The sequence below is a fragment of the Hyphomicrobium sp. genome, assembly GCF_051860585.1.
Classification (GTDB): Bacteria; Pseudomonadota; Alphaproteobacteria; order Rhizobiales; family Hyphomicrobiaceae; genus Hyphomicrobium_C.
Window position 1 is genome coordinate 207,580 of sequence record NZ_JBHYDS010000003.1, and the last position, 14,748, is coordinate 222,327.

A 14,748-nucleotide genomic window follows, 5' to 3' on the forward strand; every position below is an offset into this window, starting at 1 on the left:
AATTTTCTCTCCGAAGCCGGACCCGGCGTCATCATGAGCAGCGCCAGATATCGGCTGCGTAGCTCTTGATCGAGCGATCGGCCGAGAAGCTGCCCATTTGCGCAATATTGAGCAGCGCCCGGCGCGACCACTCCCGCTGATCGAACCACAGATCGTCCACCTCGCGCTGCGCCCGCCAGTAGTCGGCGAAATCTGCCAGCACCATGAAGCGATCGCCGTCACTCAGCAGCGACTTCACGACCGGCTCGAACCGGTGGGGATCGTCGGGCGAAAAATCGCCGCGCGCAACCTGCTCGAGCACGGTCCGCAATCGTGCATCGGCATTGCAAACGTCGATCGGCACATAACCTTCGCGCTTCAAATCCCTGACCTCGTCCACGGTCATCCCGAACGAGAACACCAGGTCACCGCCGACGGCCTCCGCGATCTCGATGTTAGCGCCGTCCCGCGTGCCGAGCGTCAATGCGCCGTTCAGCGCAAGTTTCATATTGCCCGTGCCCGAAGCTTCGGTGCCCGCCAGTGAAATTTGCTGCGAGAGATCCGCGGCGGGAATGATGCGCTCGGCAAGCGAGACGTTGTAGTTGGGCAGAAACACCAGTTTCAAAAGATGCGCGGTTTCCCGGTCGCTGTTGATGCGGCGCGCGACGTCATGCGCGAGCTTGATGATCAGCTTGGCGAGCCAATAGCTCGACGCCGCCTTGCCGGCCAGCACGACCGTGCGTGGCGCCCACTCCTGCTCGGGATTGGCCTTGATGGCATTCCAGCGTGCGACGACGCCGAGAATGTTGAGCAGCTGCCGCTTGTACTCGTGAATGCGCTTGATCTGCATATCAAACATGGAATGCGGATCGACCTCGATGCCGGTCCTCTGGGCGATCACGGAGACGAGCTTGCGCTTATTGGCGAGTTTCACGGCGCGCAGTTCCGCCAGCACGTCGTCGCGAGAAGCCTTGGCCGCGATGGCGCTGAGATCGAAAGCGTCGCGCCACTCCCGTCCGATATGCCGGTCGATCAGATTGCAGAGGCCGGGATTGGTCTGGAACAGCCACAGACGCGGCGAGATTCCATTCGTGACGTTGAGGAACCGCCCCGGGAACAGCTCGGCGAATTCCGGAAACAGGCGCTCCTGCACGAGCCCGCTGTGCAGGGCCGAAACGCCGTTGACCCGGCGGCTCATCAGCACCGAGAAGCGGCCCATGTTGACGCTGCGCGCCTGATCGTCTCCCGACACGACCGCGACCCGGTCCAGCGGGATGCTTGGTGCACGCTGCCGCGTCGTATTGATGAAACGCCGGTTGATTTCCTCGATGATCTCCAGATGGCGCGGCGCGATGCGGCGCAGCAGATCGGCCTGCCAGACTTCGAGAGCTTCCGGCATGAGGGTATGGTTGGTGTAGGAAAAGACTTCGCCCGCGAGTTCGAGCGCCCGCTCCCACGGCAGTTCGTGCACGTCGACCAGCAGCCGCATCAGTTCGGCCGGGGCGAGCGCGGGGTGCGTGTCGTTGAGATGGATCGCAACCTTGCTGGGCAGCAGCGACCAATCGCCGTGATCCTTGAGGAAACGCCGCAACAGATCCTGCACGGAAGCGGACGCGAAGAAATGCTCCTGCCGCAACCGCAGCTCCCGCCCTTCCGGCGTGCTGTCGTCCGGATAGAGCAGCCGCGTCACGGCCTTCGATCTGATTTTCGGCGCCAGCGCCTCCAGAAAATGCCCGCGGTTGAAACTCGCGATATCGAAGGCGTTGACGGGTTTTGCGCCCCAGAGGCGCAGCGTGTTGACCGTCGATCCGCCCATGCCCGGCACGAGGATGTCGTGCGCGATAGCGATGATGGTTTCGGCGGGATGCCAAATGGCGCGGTGATCACGGTGTTCGACATGGCCGCCGATGCCGATCGGAAACGCGGGCTCTGCCCGCTCGAATTCCCACGGGTTGGAATTAGAAAGCCAGTCGTCCGGCCGTTCGACCTGCCAGCCGTCCGCGATCTCTTGGCGGAACATGCCGTACTCGTAGCGGATGCCATACCCGTAGCCATGCACGCCGGTGCTCGCCATCGACTCGAGGAAGCACGCCGCAAGCCGCCCGAGACCGCCGTTTCCAAGCGCCGGATCAGGCTCAAGTTCCAGAAGATCGTCCAGCGTCGTCCCGAAGCGCGACAGCGCCTCGACATAGACCTCGCGCTGGCCGGTCGCCATGAGCGCGCTTTCGAGCTGGCGCGCCATCAGGAATTCCATCGAGAGGAAGGCAACCTGCTTCTTGCCGCTCTTCTGCGCTTGCGCGTTCATCGCATGATAGCCGTCGATCAGATGACCGCGCACCGCCAGCGACGTGGCGCGCAGCCAATCGCGCGGGGTCGCGTCGGCTTCCGAGACACCGACATTGCGGTTGAGCTGAACCAGCAGCTCCGCTGCGATCGCGTCGGCAGGGCCGGCCTTTTTTCGGTTCAAAAGCATGATGATCCGATGCTCCTCGATAAGGGTGTCACACAATGCCGCTGGTCAGGATGGCGACAGGACCAGGGGCCATGGCGCGGCCGGCTTCGATGCGGCCATGAGAAACAGGAATGATGGATTGTAAAAGAACGCTGCGCAGGCCGGAAATGTTCAATTCCGGCGGACGGATAAACGGCGAAGCGAGACGTGGCGCGCGGAATGCTCATGACGGCCCCGCTCGCGGCCGTTCGGCCGCAACGGCCGCCAGCGTGCGGCGCAAACGCGGGCGATCCATCAGATCTTCGAGCCCGATGGGAAGCTTGAGCGCCCAGTTTCGGTACTCGTCCTGAGTGCCGGGCATGTTGACCTGCTCGATGGCGCCAGCCAGATCTTCCAGTTGAATCGCGAGCAGGCGGCACGGCGTTCGCGCCAGAAACAGATGCAAAGCGACGAAGTGATCTACCGCCAGATCCTGCGGACGACCCACCTCGACGGCCGCGACGAGCCTCTCCCTCGCCAGCGCATCCACGAGCCGCGACCGGCTACGCTCGCGATCCGTGCGGGCCGCGCCCGCCTGACCGTCCAAAAACTTGCCGACCGCCTCGCGTACGTCGAGGTCGCGCCCGGCCCACCACCCGGAAATGGGAGCCAGATCGTGCGTCGAGAGGCAGGCAAGCGCGAGGTCCGTGTAGGCACCGGGCGGCTTGAAGCGACCCTCGCTGTCATGCTCGAAATAGAAGACGCGGTAGCCGAGCAGCCCGGCCTCGCGCATGGACTCGCGAAAGCCGGGCGGCACCGTTCCGAGATCCTCGCCGATCACGACCGCGCGCGCCGTCTGCGACAGCGCGGCGAGCCCGTCGACAATCGCACCGAACGGATAGCGGATGTAGCCGCCACCGGCAGCATCGAAGCCGGCCGGAATCCAGTATAGCCGCTTGAGGCCCATCGCGTGATCGATGCGAACGGCGCCCGCAGAACGCATCGCCGCAGCGAGATCACGCGCGAATGGGCCGCCGTCGGCAACGGCGAGAGACGCGGGCTTGAGCGGGGCAAGTCCCCAATCCTGCCCGGCGTTATTGAACAGGTCCGGAGGTGCCCCAATGCGCACACCGGCCGCGTAGGCATCCGGATCGCACCATGTCGCGGCGCCATCCGGCGCGACACCGACTGCAAGATCGAGATAGAGACCGATGCGCAGGCCCGCCGCGCGCGCGCGCCGCTGCGCATCGGCGAGTTGACGCGTCGCGATCCATTGCAGCCATTGATGGAACAGAATGCGAGACGCGTTTGCCTCGCGAAACGCCCGCACGTCAGCCGCGTCCGGCGAGCGATAGTCTTCCGGCCATCCGTGCCAACCGGACCCGAACCCCTGTCTGACGAAGACTTCGCTGAGGGCTTCGAATGTCGCAAAGCGTTCGAGCGCAATGCTTTCCCGTTCACGGAAGGCCACGAACTCCGCGTCGTCGGGATGGTTGGCGAACACGTCCTCAAGCACGCGGCGCTTGAGAGCCGCGACGCGCGGATAGTCGACGTGCGTATCGGCGCGCAGCGCAGCGATGTCCTCGGCCGGCAAGGACGCGATCAGCGCATCGGCGCCAGGCAGACAATCGAGCGCGATGTAGAGCGGATTGAGAAACTGCCGCGACGAGGGAAAATAGGGGCTCGACCGCGATGGGTCCGCAAAAAACAGGGCGTGGATGGGATTGATGCCGAGGAAGTCCGCACCAAGCGGACCGATCATTTCCGCGAGCCGCGCCGCATCCTCGAAATCGCCGATGCCGTGATTGCGGCGCGATGGCACCCCATAGAGTTGGACCGAGACACCCCAACCGCGGCCATCCTGAAGCCAATCCGGCAGATAGCAACGCTGCGACGGCGCGCGGGCGCTATCGACCGGCACGGGCCCGTGGGCCGCGCCGAGGCACTCGAGCAAAGCACGCTTCGTCTCATCACCGATGGCACGATGTGCGCCCGTCTCGCTGATGTATGAGAGCTCGATGCCGTGCGTCTCGGCAAGCCGATCGAGATCCTCGCTCATGCGCGGGCCTCGTCGAGTTCGAACAGCACGCTGTTCGCGCGCAGGCGAAATCGTGCGCCACCGCCGGGAAGCGTGTTCGCCCCCCACCGCGTGTCGAACGCAAACGACATCATTTTCCCACCCTCTCGTAGAGCGTGAGCGAACGGCCCGCCACGATGTGCTCCTTGCCGCGCGGCAGCATCACGTCGTTCGGAAGAACAAGCCCCCGCTCGGTGTCAACGAGCAGGCGCCATCGTCCGCCGTGGGGCGGCTCCGGCACCTTGAACGCGACGCCCTCGTGATAGGAGTTGATGACAAGCCATAAGGCGCTCGTCGCGTCCGCGAGCAGCAGCGCAACGCTTCGGTTGAGGTCGTTCGACCAATCGGCAGGCGTCATCTCCACGCCATCGGCTCGCAGCCACGTGACGTCCTTGATGCCCTTCGCCACGTCGGCGCCATGGAGGAAGCGCGATTGACGCAGAAGCGGCCGCGTGCGCCGGATCTCGAGCAGACCACGCGTAAACTCCCGGAAGGCCAGATCGCGCGCGGCGATACCGGTCCGGCGCAGCCACGTCAGCTCAGTGTCCTGGCAATAGGCATTGTTGTTGCCGTGCTGCGAATGGCCCTGCTCGTCGCCCATGAGCATCATCGGCGTACCCTGGGAGAGCAAGAGCGTCGCCATCAGGTTGCGCCGCATGCAATCCCGCAGCGCGAGCACCTTTGGATCGTCTGTCTCTCCTTCGACACCGCAGTTCCAGCTGCGGTTGTCGTTGTGCCCGTCTCTGTTCTCCTCGCCGTTCGCCTCGTTGTGCTTGTCGTTGTAGGCGTAGACATCTGCCAGCGTGAACCCATCGTGCGCCGCGACGAAGTTCACGCTCGACCAGGCCCGCCGGCCCTTTTTGTCGAATTGCGCCGCACTGCCCATGAGCGCGGCCGAGATCGCTGGCAAGGTGCCGTCGTCACCGCGCCAGAAGCCGCGCGTGTCGTCGCGAAAGCGATCGTTCCACTCCGCCCAGCCCGGCGGGAAATTGCCGACCTGATAACCGTCCTCGCCCAGATCCCAGGGTTCCGCGATCAGCTTCGTCCGCGACAGCACGGGGTCCTGTCGCAGCACCGTGAGGAACGGGCTGTCGACGCTGAAAGCGCGGTCCTTGCGCGCCACCGTGCTCGCGAGATCGAAGCGGAAGCCGTCGATGCCGAACTCCTCGACCCAATAGCGCAGCGAATCCGTCACGAGCTGCAGCACGCGTGCGTGGTCGAGATCGAGCGTGTTGCCGCAGCCGGTGCTGTCGAAATAGAAACGCGGATCGTCGGCGAGCTTGTAGTAGACGGCATTGTCGATGCCGCGAAAAGACAATGTCGGGCCGAGATGATTGCCCTCGGCGGTGTGGTTGTAGACGACGTCGAGCAGCACCTCGATGCCGGCTTCGTGCAGGCGCGCAACCGCCACGCGGATCTCGTCGATGTCGTCGCCGGAGAGGTAGTACCGCGCCGGCGCGAAGTAGCCGATCGGACTGTAGCCCCAATAGTTCTTGAGACCATTTTCGATCAGATGCCTGTCGTGGCAGAACGCCTGCACCGGAAGAAGCTCGATCGCCGTCACGCCGAGGTTCGCAAGATGCTCAATAACCTTCGGATTGGCGAGACCGGCAAACGTGCCGCGCTTGGCCTTGGTCACATCGGGCGAAAGCTGCGTCAGACCCTTGACGTGCGCCTCGTAGATGACCGTCTCGCTCCAGGCCCGCGGCGCGCGCCTGCCCTTGAGCATCGCGAGACGCTTGCGCCAACTCGCGCGCGGCGCCGTGACGACGCATTTGGGGGTGAAAGCCGCGCTGTCCGTCACGCTGGCCGTCGCATCGTCCTCGTCGCCCACCACATATCCGAGGTGCGCCTCGTTCCAGCTAAAACCGCCTTCGAGCAGCGTGGCGTAAGGATCGAGCAGCAGCTTGTTGGCATTGAAGCGATGCCCCTCGGCTGGCGCGTAGGGGCCATGCACGCGGTATCCGTAAAGTTGGCCCGCTTCGAGCCCCGGGATATATCCGTGCCAAACCTCGTCGGTATACTCGGGAAGCGCGATCCGGGCGGTTTCCATTTTTCCGTCTGGATCGAATAGGCAAAGCTCGACCTTGGTCGCGTTGCTCGAAAAGATCGCGAAGTTCACGCCCGATCCGTCCGCCTTCGCGCCGAGTTGGAAGGGCGTCCCCTCAGACACGCGATGGCGGGCGCGACTCATCGGCCGCCATCGCGCGGCGTGAAGACGCCATTCTGTGGTGTGAATACGAGGACCGAGAGCGGCGGCAGCGTGACGGAGATGGAATGCGGCTGCCCATGCCAAGGCTTATTCTCGGCGTCGATCGAGGCTCCCGGCGTGACACCCGAACCGCCGTAATGCTCGGCATCCGTAGTCAACCGCAGCCGCCACGCCCCGAGGCTGGGCACTCCGATACGGTAGTCCGTGCGCACGACCGGCGTGAAATTGCAGATGACGAGCGCCGGCGCCGTGCCGTCCCGCCCCTTGCGCAGATACGCGAGCACGCTGTCATCGGCATTGCCGCCGTCGACCCAGGCGAACCCGCTGCTCTCGCAATCGAGCTCGTGCAAGGCCGGCACGCCGCGGTAGAGCGCGTTGAGGTCCCGCACGAGGCTTTGCACGCCTTTGTGCGCCGGATCGTCCAGCAGATGCCAGTCCAGCGAATGATCATGCGACCATTCGTTGTACTGCGCGAACTCGCAGCCCATGAACAGGAGCTTCTTGCCGGGATGTGTCCACATGAACGCCAGATAGGCGCGCATGTTCGCGAACTTCTGCCAGGTATCGCCCGGCATCTTGCCGATCAGCGATCCCTTCCCGTGCACGACCTCGTCATGACTGATCGGCAAGATGAAATTCTCGTCCCAGGCATACAGCAGGCCGAACGTCAGCTTGTCGTGGTGATGCTTGCGATGGACCGGATCCTGCTCGATGTATTTGAGCGTGTCGTGCATCCAGCCCATGTTCCACTTATAGCCAAAGCCGAGACCGCCGCCGTCGACGGGGCGGGACACTTGCGGCCACGCTGTCGATTCCTCGGCGATGGTGACGATCCCCGGAAAATCCCCGTACGCCGTCGTGTTCATGCGCCGGATGAAGGCGATCGCTTCCAGGTTTTCGCGCCCGCCATAGCGGTTGGGCTCCCATTCGCCCTCGTTGCGGCTGTAGTCGAGGTAGAGCATCGAGGCGACGGCATCCACGCGCAGGCCATCCGCATGATAGCGCTCGAGCCAGAAGTGCGCGTTGGCTTCGAGGAAGTTCGAAACCTCTCGCCGGCCGTAGTTGTAGATCAGCGTGTTCCAATCCTTGTGGAAGCCGCGCCGCGGATCCTGGTGCTCGTAAAGCGCCGTACCGTCGAAGCGCGCAAGACCGTGCGGGTCGCTCGGAAAATGCGCCGGTACCCAGTCGATGAGGACGCCGATGCCCGCCTGATGCAGCCGATCGACAAACCGCGCGAAAGCTTCCGGAGGTCCAAACCGCGCAGTCGGCGAGAACAGCCCGATCGGTTGATAGCCCCACGACCCGCCGAACGGATGCTCCGCGACCGGCATCAACTCGACATGCGTAAACCCGAGGTCCGTGATGTAAGGGATCAGCTCGTCGGCGATCCGATCATAGTCGAGGAGACTGTCGCCCTCCCCTCGCCGCCACGACGCGAGATGCACCTCGTAAATGGAAATCGGTGCGGAGCGATCCTGCGCCGCCGCCCGGCGCGCCATCCAGTCAGCGTCTTGCCAAGTGTAATCGCCGTCATCGGGCACGCGCGAGGCGGTGCTCGGCGGCAGCTCGTGCGCTTGTCCGAACGGATCGGCCTTGGCGGGTAAAAGATGCCCCGTCGCGTCGATAAGTTCGTATTTATAGAGATCGCCGGCCGCGGCACGGGGGATGAAAATGTCCCAGATCCCCGCACCGGGATGCTTGCGCATCGGGTTGCGCCGTCCGTCCCAGCCGTTGAACGATCCGACGACGCTGACGCGCCGCGCGTTGGGCGCCCAGACGGAAAACGCCACCCCCGGCATGCCGTCGACGACGGCAGGATGCGCCCCGAGCTTGTCGTAGGCGCGCGTGTGGGTCCCTTCGGCAAGCAGGTAGATGTCGAGATCGCCAAGCGCCGATGGAAACGCGTAGGCGTCCTCCATCTCCCAGCGATGCGCCCCTTGCGCCATCTTCAGACGGTAGCGCTGCGCAGGCCCCGGCAGACGCCCGAAAAAGAAACCGCCCTGATGGATCTTTTCCAAGCTTGCGAGGACCTGTCCGCTCTCTGCATCGACGACGTCAACCGTCGCGGCTTCGGGATGAAACACACTGATCGTCGCCGCCCCGCCCGGCGCCGTATGCGGCCCGAGCACCGCGAACGGATCGCCGTGCTTTCCCGCGACGATGGCATCGATGTCTCTCCGGTCCGGGGCCCATTCGGCAGCCCGGACAGTTTCAGCTCGCGGCGTCATGTGTCTGTCCCAATGCTGTCGAGAAGATTGACGATGCCGCGCACGGGGATCGACAGCCAATCCGGCCGGCTGCCGACCTCGTAACGCACTTCGTAGAGCGCCTTGCGCAGCAGGAAGACATAGAGGAGCCCGGCCGCCGTCTCTTTGTGGTCCGGGTAGATGCCGCTGCCTGCGGCCGTCTTGATGTACTCCGCCACGCAGTCCTCGACCGCGCGGTCCCGCCACGCGAATGCCAGCGCGCGCATCTGCTCGGGCGATGTGACTCCGAGCGCCGTCACGCGATCGAGCGCCGCCCAGGCCGCATAGTCGAGGGATCGCAGCATGCCGGCGAGATCGCGGAGGGGGGACGTCTTGCGGCGGCGCTCCTCCAAAGTCCGCGTCGGCTCGCCTTCGAAATCGACGATCATGAGATCGTCCTTCACGATCAGAACCTGGCCGAGGTGAAAATCGCCATGGTGGCGGATCTTTTGCCCGGACGGCTTGAGCTTGCGGCAGGCGTCGAGCAGCTTCTCGATCCGTCCCCTGTGCGATTGAAGCAGCGAGATGCACTCGAGACCGCTGTCGGGGATCTGGCCCGCGAGCGCCACATCGAGCGCGGCGAACGTGCGGTCCGCCTCGGCGCGGCTGTCGACGGCCCACCGTTCGATGTCGTCGGCCATCACCTGCTCGGCGGCGAACGCCTGATCGTCGGTCGGCGTCGCGAGGGCGAGATGAAGTTCCGCCGTGCGCCGCCCCAGCATCCCGCCGATATCGAGCGGAAAGGCCAGCTCCGGCAGCTCCGTCACATCGCCGCCCAGGCCGTACTCCTCCAGCATGCGTTCGAGCGCAGATGTCACGACGTGCCAGGCATCGCCTTGGTTGTGAATGAACTCGAACGCACCCGCGAGCGCCGTCCTTTCGCTCCCTGTAACGTGCTCAATCGCGCCCAGGAATTTCGGCGTGTGGGCGTAGACCGCGTGTTCGCTGAGGAACTGCGCCATCTCGATCTCGGGCTGCAGTCCGGACTCGAGCCGCCGGTAGAATTTGACGAGCACGTTGTCGCCCACGACGCCCGAAGCGTTGCTTTGTTCGATCTGCAGAACCTTCGACGCCTCACTGACGGGCATCTCGGCCAACAGCGCAGTGCCGGAAAACCGGATCTCGCCGTGCTCGGCAGCAATGACGTCGCCCGCGCGCAGCTTTTCGACCAGCGTTGCGAAGAACGGCTCTTCCGTGGCGGCGTCGAGCAGCGTGCCGACGCGCGGCCCGCGCCTTACCTTGGCCATCGCGTAGCCGCGCTGCGATGCCGTCAGGTCGCCATGCGACGTCCAGTTCATCAGCATGGGCAGGGCATACGTCTGATGCGCGCCGCTCTCGAAATCGACTCGCAGCGTTGCCAGAACCTGATTGCCGTCGGTGCCCGTCAAAGCCGCGAGCGGAGTGACCGTTACGGTTTCGATCCTTTCATTTTTCGCCGTGAACCAGCGCTGCCGCGGCAGATAGTCCGGAAGCACGTTCCGGCCGAGATGGCTCCCTTCCCGGTCCGTCAGCAGGCTCTTCCAATGATCGCCGGCGACGAGCGTCACCAGGGCAGGCAACGGCTGCGGAGCCGGCATGTGCCAGCGCGGCAGCGCGCTGGCTTCCGCGAGAGCGAACCAGAAGTGCCCGTAGGCGGGCATCGTCAGCACATAAGGAACCTGCCCGATCGGCGGAAAGCTCGTGCCATCGGTCAGCTCAATCGGCACAAGGCCGCGATAGGCGGAAAGATCCAGTTCGACGGCCTGCGCGCTGCGGCTGAGATTGGCGACGCATAGGAGACGCTCGCCCTCGCACTCGCGCATGAACGCGATGACGCGACGATTGCTGGGATAGATGAACTCAAGACTTCCGCGCCCGAACGCCCGATGCCGCTTCCGTACCGCGATGATGCGGCGCATCCAGTTCAACAGCGACGACGCGTGGCCCTGCTGCCCTTCGACGTTGACCGTCTGATAGCCATAGATCGGGTCCATCAGCACCGGCAGGTAGAGCCGTTGCGGATCGGCGCGCGAAAAACCCGAATTGCGGTCGAGCGACCATTGCATGGGCGTGCGAACGCCGTCGCGATCGCCAAGATAGTAATTGTCGCCCATGCCGATCTCGTCGCCGTAATAGACGACCGGCGTTCCCGGCAGCGACATCAGCAGAACGTTCATCAGCTCGATCTTGCGGCGGTCGTTCTCCATCAACGTCGCGAGACGGCGCCGGATGCCGAGATTGATCCGCGCGCGGGGATCGACGGCATAGGTCTTCCAGAGATAGTCGCGTTCTTCGGCCGTCACCATCTCGAGCGTCAACTCGTCGTGGTTGCGCAGGAACAACGCCCATTGGCACCCCTCGGGCACTTCCGGCGTCTGCCGCATGATGTCGGTAATCGGATGCCGGTCTTCCTGCGCCAGCGCCATGTACATGCGCGGCATGAGCGGGAAGTGGAACGCCATGTGGCATTCGTCGCCGTCGCCGAAGTAGGGCCGCGTGTCCTCCGGCCATTGGTTGGCTTCCGCCAGCAGCATGCGGTCCGGATACCGCTCCTCGATTTCCGCGCGGATCCGCTTCAGCACGGCATGCGTCTCGGGCAGGTTTTCGTTGTTGGTGCCGTCGCGCTCGCAAAGATAGGGCACCGCATCGAGGCGCAGGCCATCGACGCCGAGATCGAGCCAGAACCGCATGGCGCGAACGATTTCATCAAACACCAGCGGATTGTCGAAGTTCAAGTCCGGCTGGTGGGAATAGAAACGGTGCCAGAAATAGGCCTTGGCCACCGGGTCCCACGTCCAGTTCGATGACTCGCTGTCGATGAAGATGATCCGCGTGCCCTGATAGCGCTGGTCCGTATCGCTCCAGACATAGAAGTCCCGCTCTGGCGAGCCCGGGGGCGCCGTTCGCGCGCGCTGAAACCACGGATGCGAATCCGACGTGTGGTTGATGACCAGCTCCGTGATGACGCGAATTCCGCGTTCGTGGGCGGCATCGACGAAGTTCTTGAAGTCCTCGATCGTCCCGTAGGACGGATGCACGGACGTGTAGTCCGAAATGTCGTATCCGTCGTCGCGCAGCGGCGACGGGTAGAACGGCAACAGCCAAATAGCCGTTACGCCGAGCTGCTGGACGTAGTCGAGCTGCGACATCAGCCCCCGGAAGTCACCGACGCCGTCGTTGTTCGCGTCCTTGAAGGCTTTGATGTGCAGCTGGTAGATGATCGCATCCTTATACCAAGCGGTATCGGCGCGATCGATCACGGGCGCGGGCAACTCGACGACGTTGAGAAGCGCGTCGTCCGGCACGGGCACATGATGGCGGAGCAGGACGCTCGTCATGCCGCTCTCCTCGCGGCCAGCAGCCGCCAGATCACGTAAGGCCGCTCGTAGGGATCAAGCCGCATGTGCTGGACTTTACCCGTCCATGTGAACCGGTTGCCGGAAGCGACATCCTCAACCTCGATCGAGGCATGGTCCGGAAGTCCCAACTCCCACAACGGCACTTCGAAATCCGCTTCTTGCGCGTGGTGCGGATCGAGGTTGACGGCAAACAGCAGGAACTCGCCTTTATCGGCCGTCGCCTTCCCGTAATAGAGAATGTTGTCGTTCCACGCGTTGTAGAACACGGCGTTGTCGAACTGCTGGAGGGCAAGCGACGTGCGCCTCAGGCCGTTGATGAAGCGGATATCGTCGCGAATGTGATCGGCGCGATCCCAATCCCACGCCTTGATTTCGTACTTCTCGGAGTCGGCGTACTCTTCTTTGCCGGGAAGCGCCGTCGCTTCGCACAGCTCGAAGCCGCTGTTGACGCCGTAGTTTCCGCCCAGCGTCGCCGCAAGAACGAGACGCACCCGGTGAGCCGGACGCCCGCCGGTCTGCAAGTAGTACGGATTGATGTCGGGCGTGTTGACGAAGAAGTTCGGCCGCATGCAATGGCGCCCCGGCCCGTGCATCAGTTCGGTGAGATAGTCAGTCAGCTCCTGCTTGGTGTTGCGCCAGGTGAAATAGGAATAGGACTGCGTGAAGCCGATCTTCGCCAGATGCAGCATGATCTTCGGGCGCGTAAACGCCTCGGACAGGAAAATGACGTCCGGATCGGCATCCTGCACTTCCCGAATGAGCCACTCCCAAAATGGGAACGGCTTCGTATGCGGGTTGTCGACCCGGAAAATCTTGACGCCCTGCGCGACCCAGAACAGCACGACATCCCGGAGCGCAATCCAGAGACCAGGAAATGCGTCCCCGTAGAAGTGCACGTTGACGATGTCCTCGTACCTCTTCGGCGGGTTCTCGGCGTAGCGGATCGAGCCGTCCGGACGCCAGTCGAACCAGTCCGGATGCTCCTTGATCCACGGATGATCCAGCGAACATTGGATAGCGAAGTCGAGCGCGATTTCGAGGCCGTGCGCGTGTGCGGCGGCCACGAGCGTGCGGAAATCCTCCATAGACCCGAGATCGGGATGGATCGCATCATGCCCGCCCTCTGCAGACCCAATCGCGTAAGGGCTGCCCGGCTCGCCGGGCTCGGCCCTGAGACTGTTGTTGCGGCCCTTGCGATTGGTCGTTCCAATGGGATGGATCGGCGTGAGATAGAGCACATCGAACCCCATGTCGCGCACGTAGGGCAGACGCCCGATGACATCGGCGAACGTGCCGTGGCGCGCGGCATCGCCGGACTGCGAACGCGGCGTCAGCTCATACCAGGCACTGAACGCGGCGGCGCGCCGTTCGATGCGAACGTCGAGCACACGCTGGTAGGTCACCGCATGAGGCCTCGGTCCCGCCAACGCAAAAAGACGGTGCGTCGCATCCGACTGCATCAGCGCCAGGCGGGAGGCAACTTCGCCACCTTCGCCAGCCGCCGCATCGAATGCTGCGATCACCCCGAGAAAACCGCTCCGATCCTTCTCGGTTTTTGCGTCATCCGCCGCCCGCTCAGCGAGCAACCGCGCGACCTGAAGTTCGACCGTCATGTCCTGATTGGCGGCCGCGCGCGCCCGGGCGTCCTCGCTCCAGGTCACGAAGGGATCGCGCCACGCTTCGATGGTGAACTGGAAGCGCCCCGTCTTCAGGAGCCGGATGCTGGCCGACCAGCGATCGTTGCCGACGAGCTCCAACGGGGCTTCGGACCACGCGCCGCCGTCGATCCTATGCCGCACAACGGCCCGCACCCGGTCGTGCCCGTCCGTCAAGAGATCGCATGAGACGGCCAGGTCGTCGCCGGCCGTTGCTTTTACCGGATACCGGCCGCCGTCCAACTCGGGACTGACATTGGCAATTACGACACGCTCCGGCAATCGAGCCAGAGACTCGGGCGCCAGAGCGGGCTCGTCGACCAGCTTCGCGATCGCGACTTTCCCACTCGTCATCGTTTTCCCACTTCGACCAGTCCGCAATTGAACAGGTAGGAAAGGGAAAGGTTCCGCTCGTTATCTTAGCAAAATTGCGGAGTTACCGCGCTTGCGCGGTGCGGAAGGCCCGCCCCGGCAAGATTCTTCGCACTTGCGAAGAAACGAAGGGAACAAACGGTAAAGACCGGAGCTTACTCCTACAGGACAGTTCCGCTGGGAGTATAAGACATGGCTGAAGACATTCGCATCAGCGTCGACACGTCCCGCTTCCGCCGCCCAATCGCGAGCCAGCGGGCGAGCCGGTTTGCAATCCTCAGAGACGCTGCTCTGCCTCTCGCAATCCTGGGCTTCGCACTGCTCGTGTTCGTCGCGGTTTGAGGGTGATGCGACCGGTACACCTCTAAACATAGGACCCGGCTGGGCGGCTGCAAGAGCGGCAGGGGAAGCCATTCCAAGACTGCAGGACTATCGGCG

Annotated in this window: 7 protein-coding genes; 1 reads left to right on the plus strand and 6 read right to left on the minus strand. The window is 63.8% G+C overall.

Features of this window, described 5'->3' with window-relative positions; translation table 11 throughout:
* Window positions 1–31 precede the first annotated feature (31 nt).
* The 6 genes from ACTIFK_RS06590 to ACTIFK_RS06615 all read right to left on the minus strand — a co-directional run bounded on the left by ACTIFK_RS06590 (window position 32) and on the right by ACTIFK_RS06615 (window position 14,292).
* Window positions 32–2,452, minus strand: coding sequence for a glycogen/starch/alpha-glucan phosphorylase (locus ACTIFK_RS06590; RefSeq protein WP_439542258.1), 2,421 nt, complete (start codon window positions 2,450–2,452; stop codon window positions 32–34).
* 202 nt (window positions 2,453–2,654) lie between these two features.
* Window positions 2,655–4,469 (minus strand): 4-alpha-glucanotransferase, encoded by a 1,815-nt coding sequence (malQ, locus tag ACTIFK_RS06595; RefSeq protein ID WP_439542259.1) that lies wholly within the window; start codon window positions 4,467–4,469, stop codon window positions 2,655–2,657.
* 109 nt (window positions 4,470–4,578) lie between these two features.
* Window positions 4,579–6,681 carry a glycogen debranching protein GlgX gene (gene glgX / locus ACTIFK_RS06600; protein WP_439542260.1) on the minus strand — a complete coding sequence of 701 codons (2,103 nt, stop codon included), beginning with the start codon at window positions 6,679–6,681 and terminating at the stop codon, window positions 4,579–4,581.
* The gene (glgB, locus tag ACTIFK_RS06605; protein WP_439542261.1) at window positions 6,678–8,927 is read right to left on the minus strand and encodes a 1,4-alpha-glucan branching protein GlgB; all 2,250 of its coding nucleotides are present in this window, start codon (window positions 8,925–8,927) and stop codon (window positions 6,678–6,680) included. The genes glgX and glgB overlap by 4 nt, the downstream gene beginning before the upstream one ends.
* The gene (treS, locus tag ACTIFK_RS06610) at window positions 8,924–12,184 is read right to left on the minus strand and encodes a maltose alpha-D-glucosyltransferase (RefSeq protein WP_439542453.1); all 3,261 of its coding nucleotides are present in this window, start codon (window positions 12,182–12,184) and stop codon (window positions 8,924–8,926) included. Before treS ends, glgB begins: the two co-directional genes overlap by 4 nt.
* Window positions 12,185–12,258: 74 nt before the next feature.
* Complete coding sequence (locus ACTIFK_RS06615; RefSeq protein ID WP_439542262.1) at window positions 12,259–14,292, minus strand: alpha-1,4-glucan--maltose-1-phosphate maltosyltransferase; 2,034 nt, start codon at window positions 14,290–14,292, stop codon at window positions 12,259–12,261.
* A 210-nt stretch (window positions 14,293–14,502) separates the two neighbouring features.
* Here ACTIFK_RS06615 and ACTIFK_RS06620 point away from each other — a divergent pair, with 210 nt between their 5' ends.
* Window positions 14,503–14,652 (plus strand): hypothetical protein, encoded by a 150-nt coding sequence (locus ACTIFK_RS06620; RefSeq protein WP_439542263.1) that lies wholly within the window; start codon window positions 14,503–14,505, stop codon window positions 14,650–14,652.
* The last annotated feature ends 96 nt before the right edge of the window (window positions 14,653–14,748 follow it).

Bases quoted from the DNA above. Each gene is read 5' to 3' on its own strand.
- ACTIFK_RS06615 (WP_439542262.1), bottom strand. From the start codon at position 14,292: ATGACGAGTGGGAAAGTCGCGATCGCGAAGCTGGTCGACGAGCCCGCT.
- glgB (WP_439542261.1), bottom strand. From the start codon at position 8,927: ATGACGCCGCGAGCTGAAACTGTCCGGGCTGCCGAATGGGCCCCGGAC.
- malQ (WP_439542259.1), bottom strand. From the start codon at position 4,469: ATGAGCGAGGATCTCGATCGGCTTGCCGAGACGCACGGCATCGAGCTC.
- ACTIFK_RS06620 (WP_439542263.1), top strand. From the start codon at position 14,503: ATGGCTGAAGACATTCGCATCAGCGTCGACACGTCCCGCTTCCGCCGC.
- ACTIFK_RS06590 (WP_439542258.1), bottom strand. From the start codon at position 2,452: ATGCTTTTGAACCGAAAAAAGGCCGGCCCTGCCGACGCGATCGCAGCG.
- glgX (WP_439542260.1), bottom strand. From the start codon at position 6,681: ATGAGTCGCGCCCGCCATCGCGTGTCTGAGGGGACGCCCTTCCAACTC.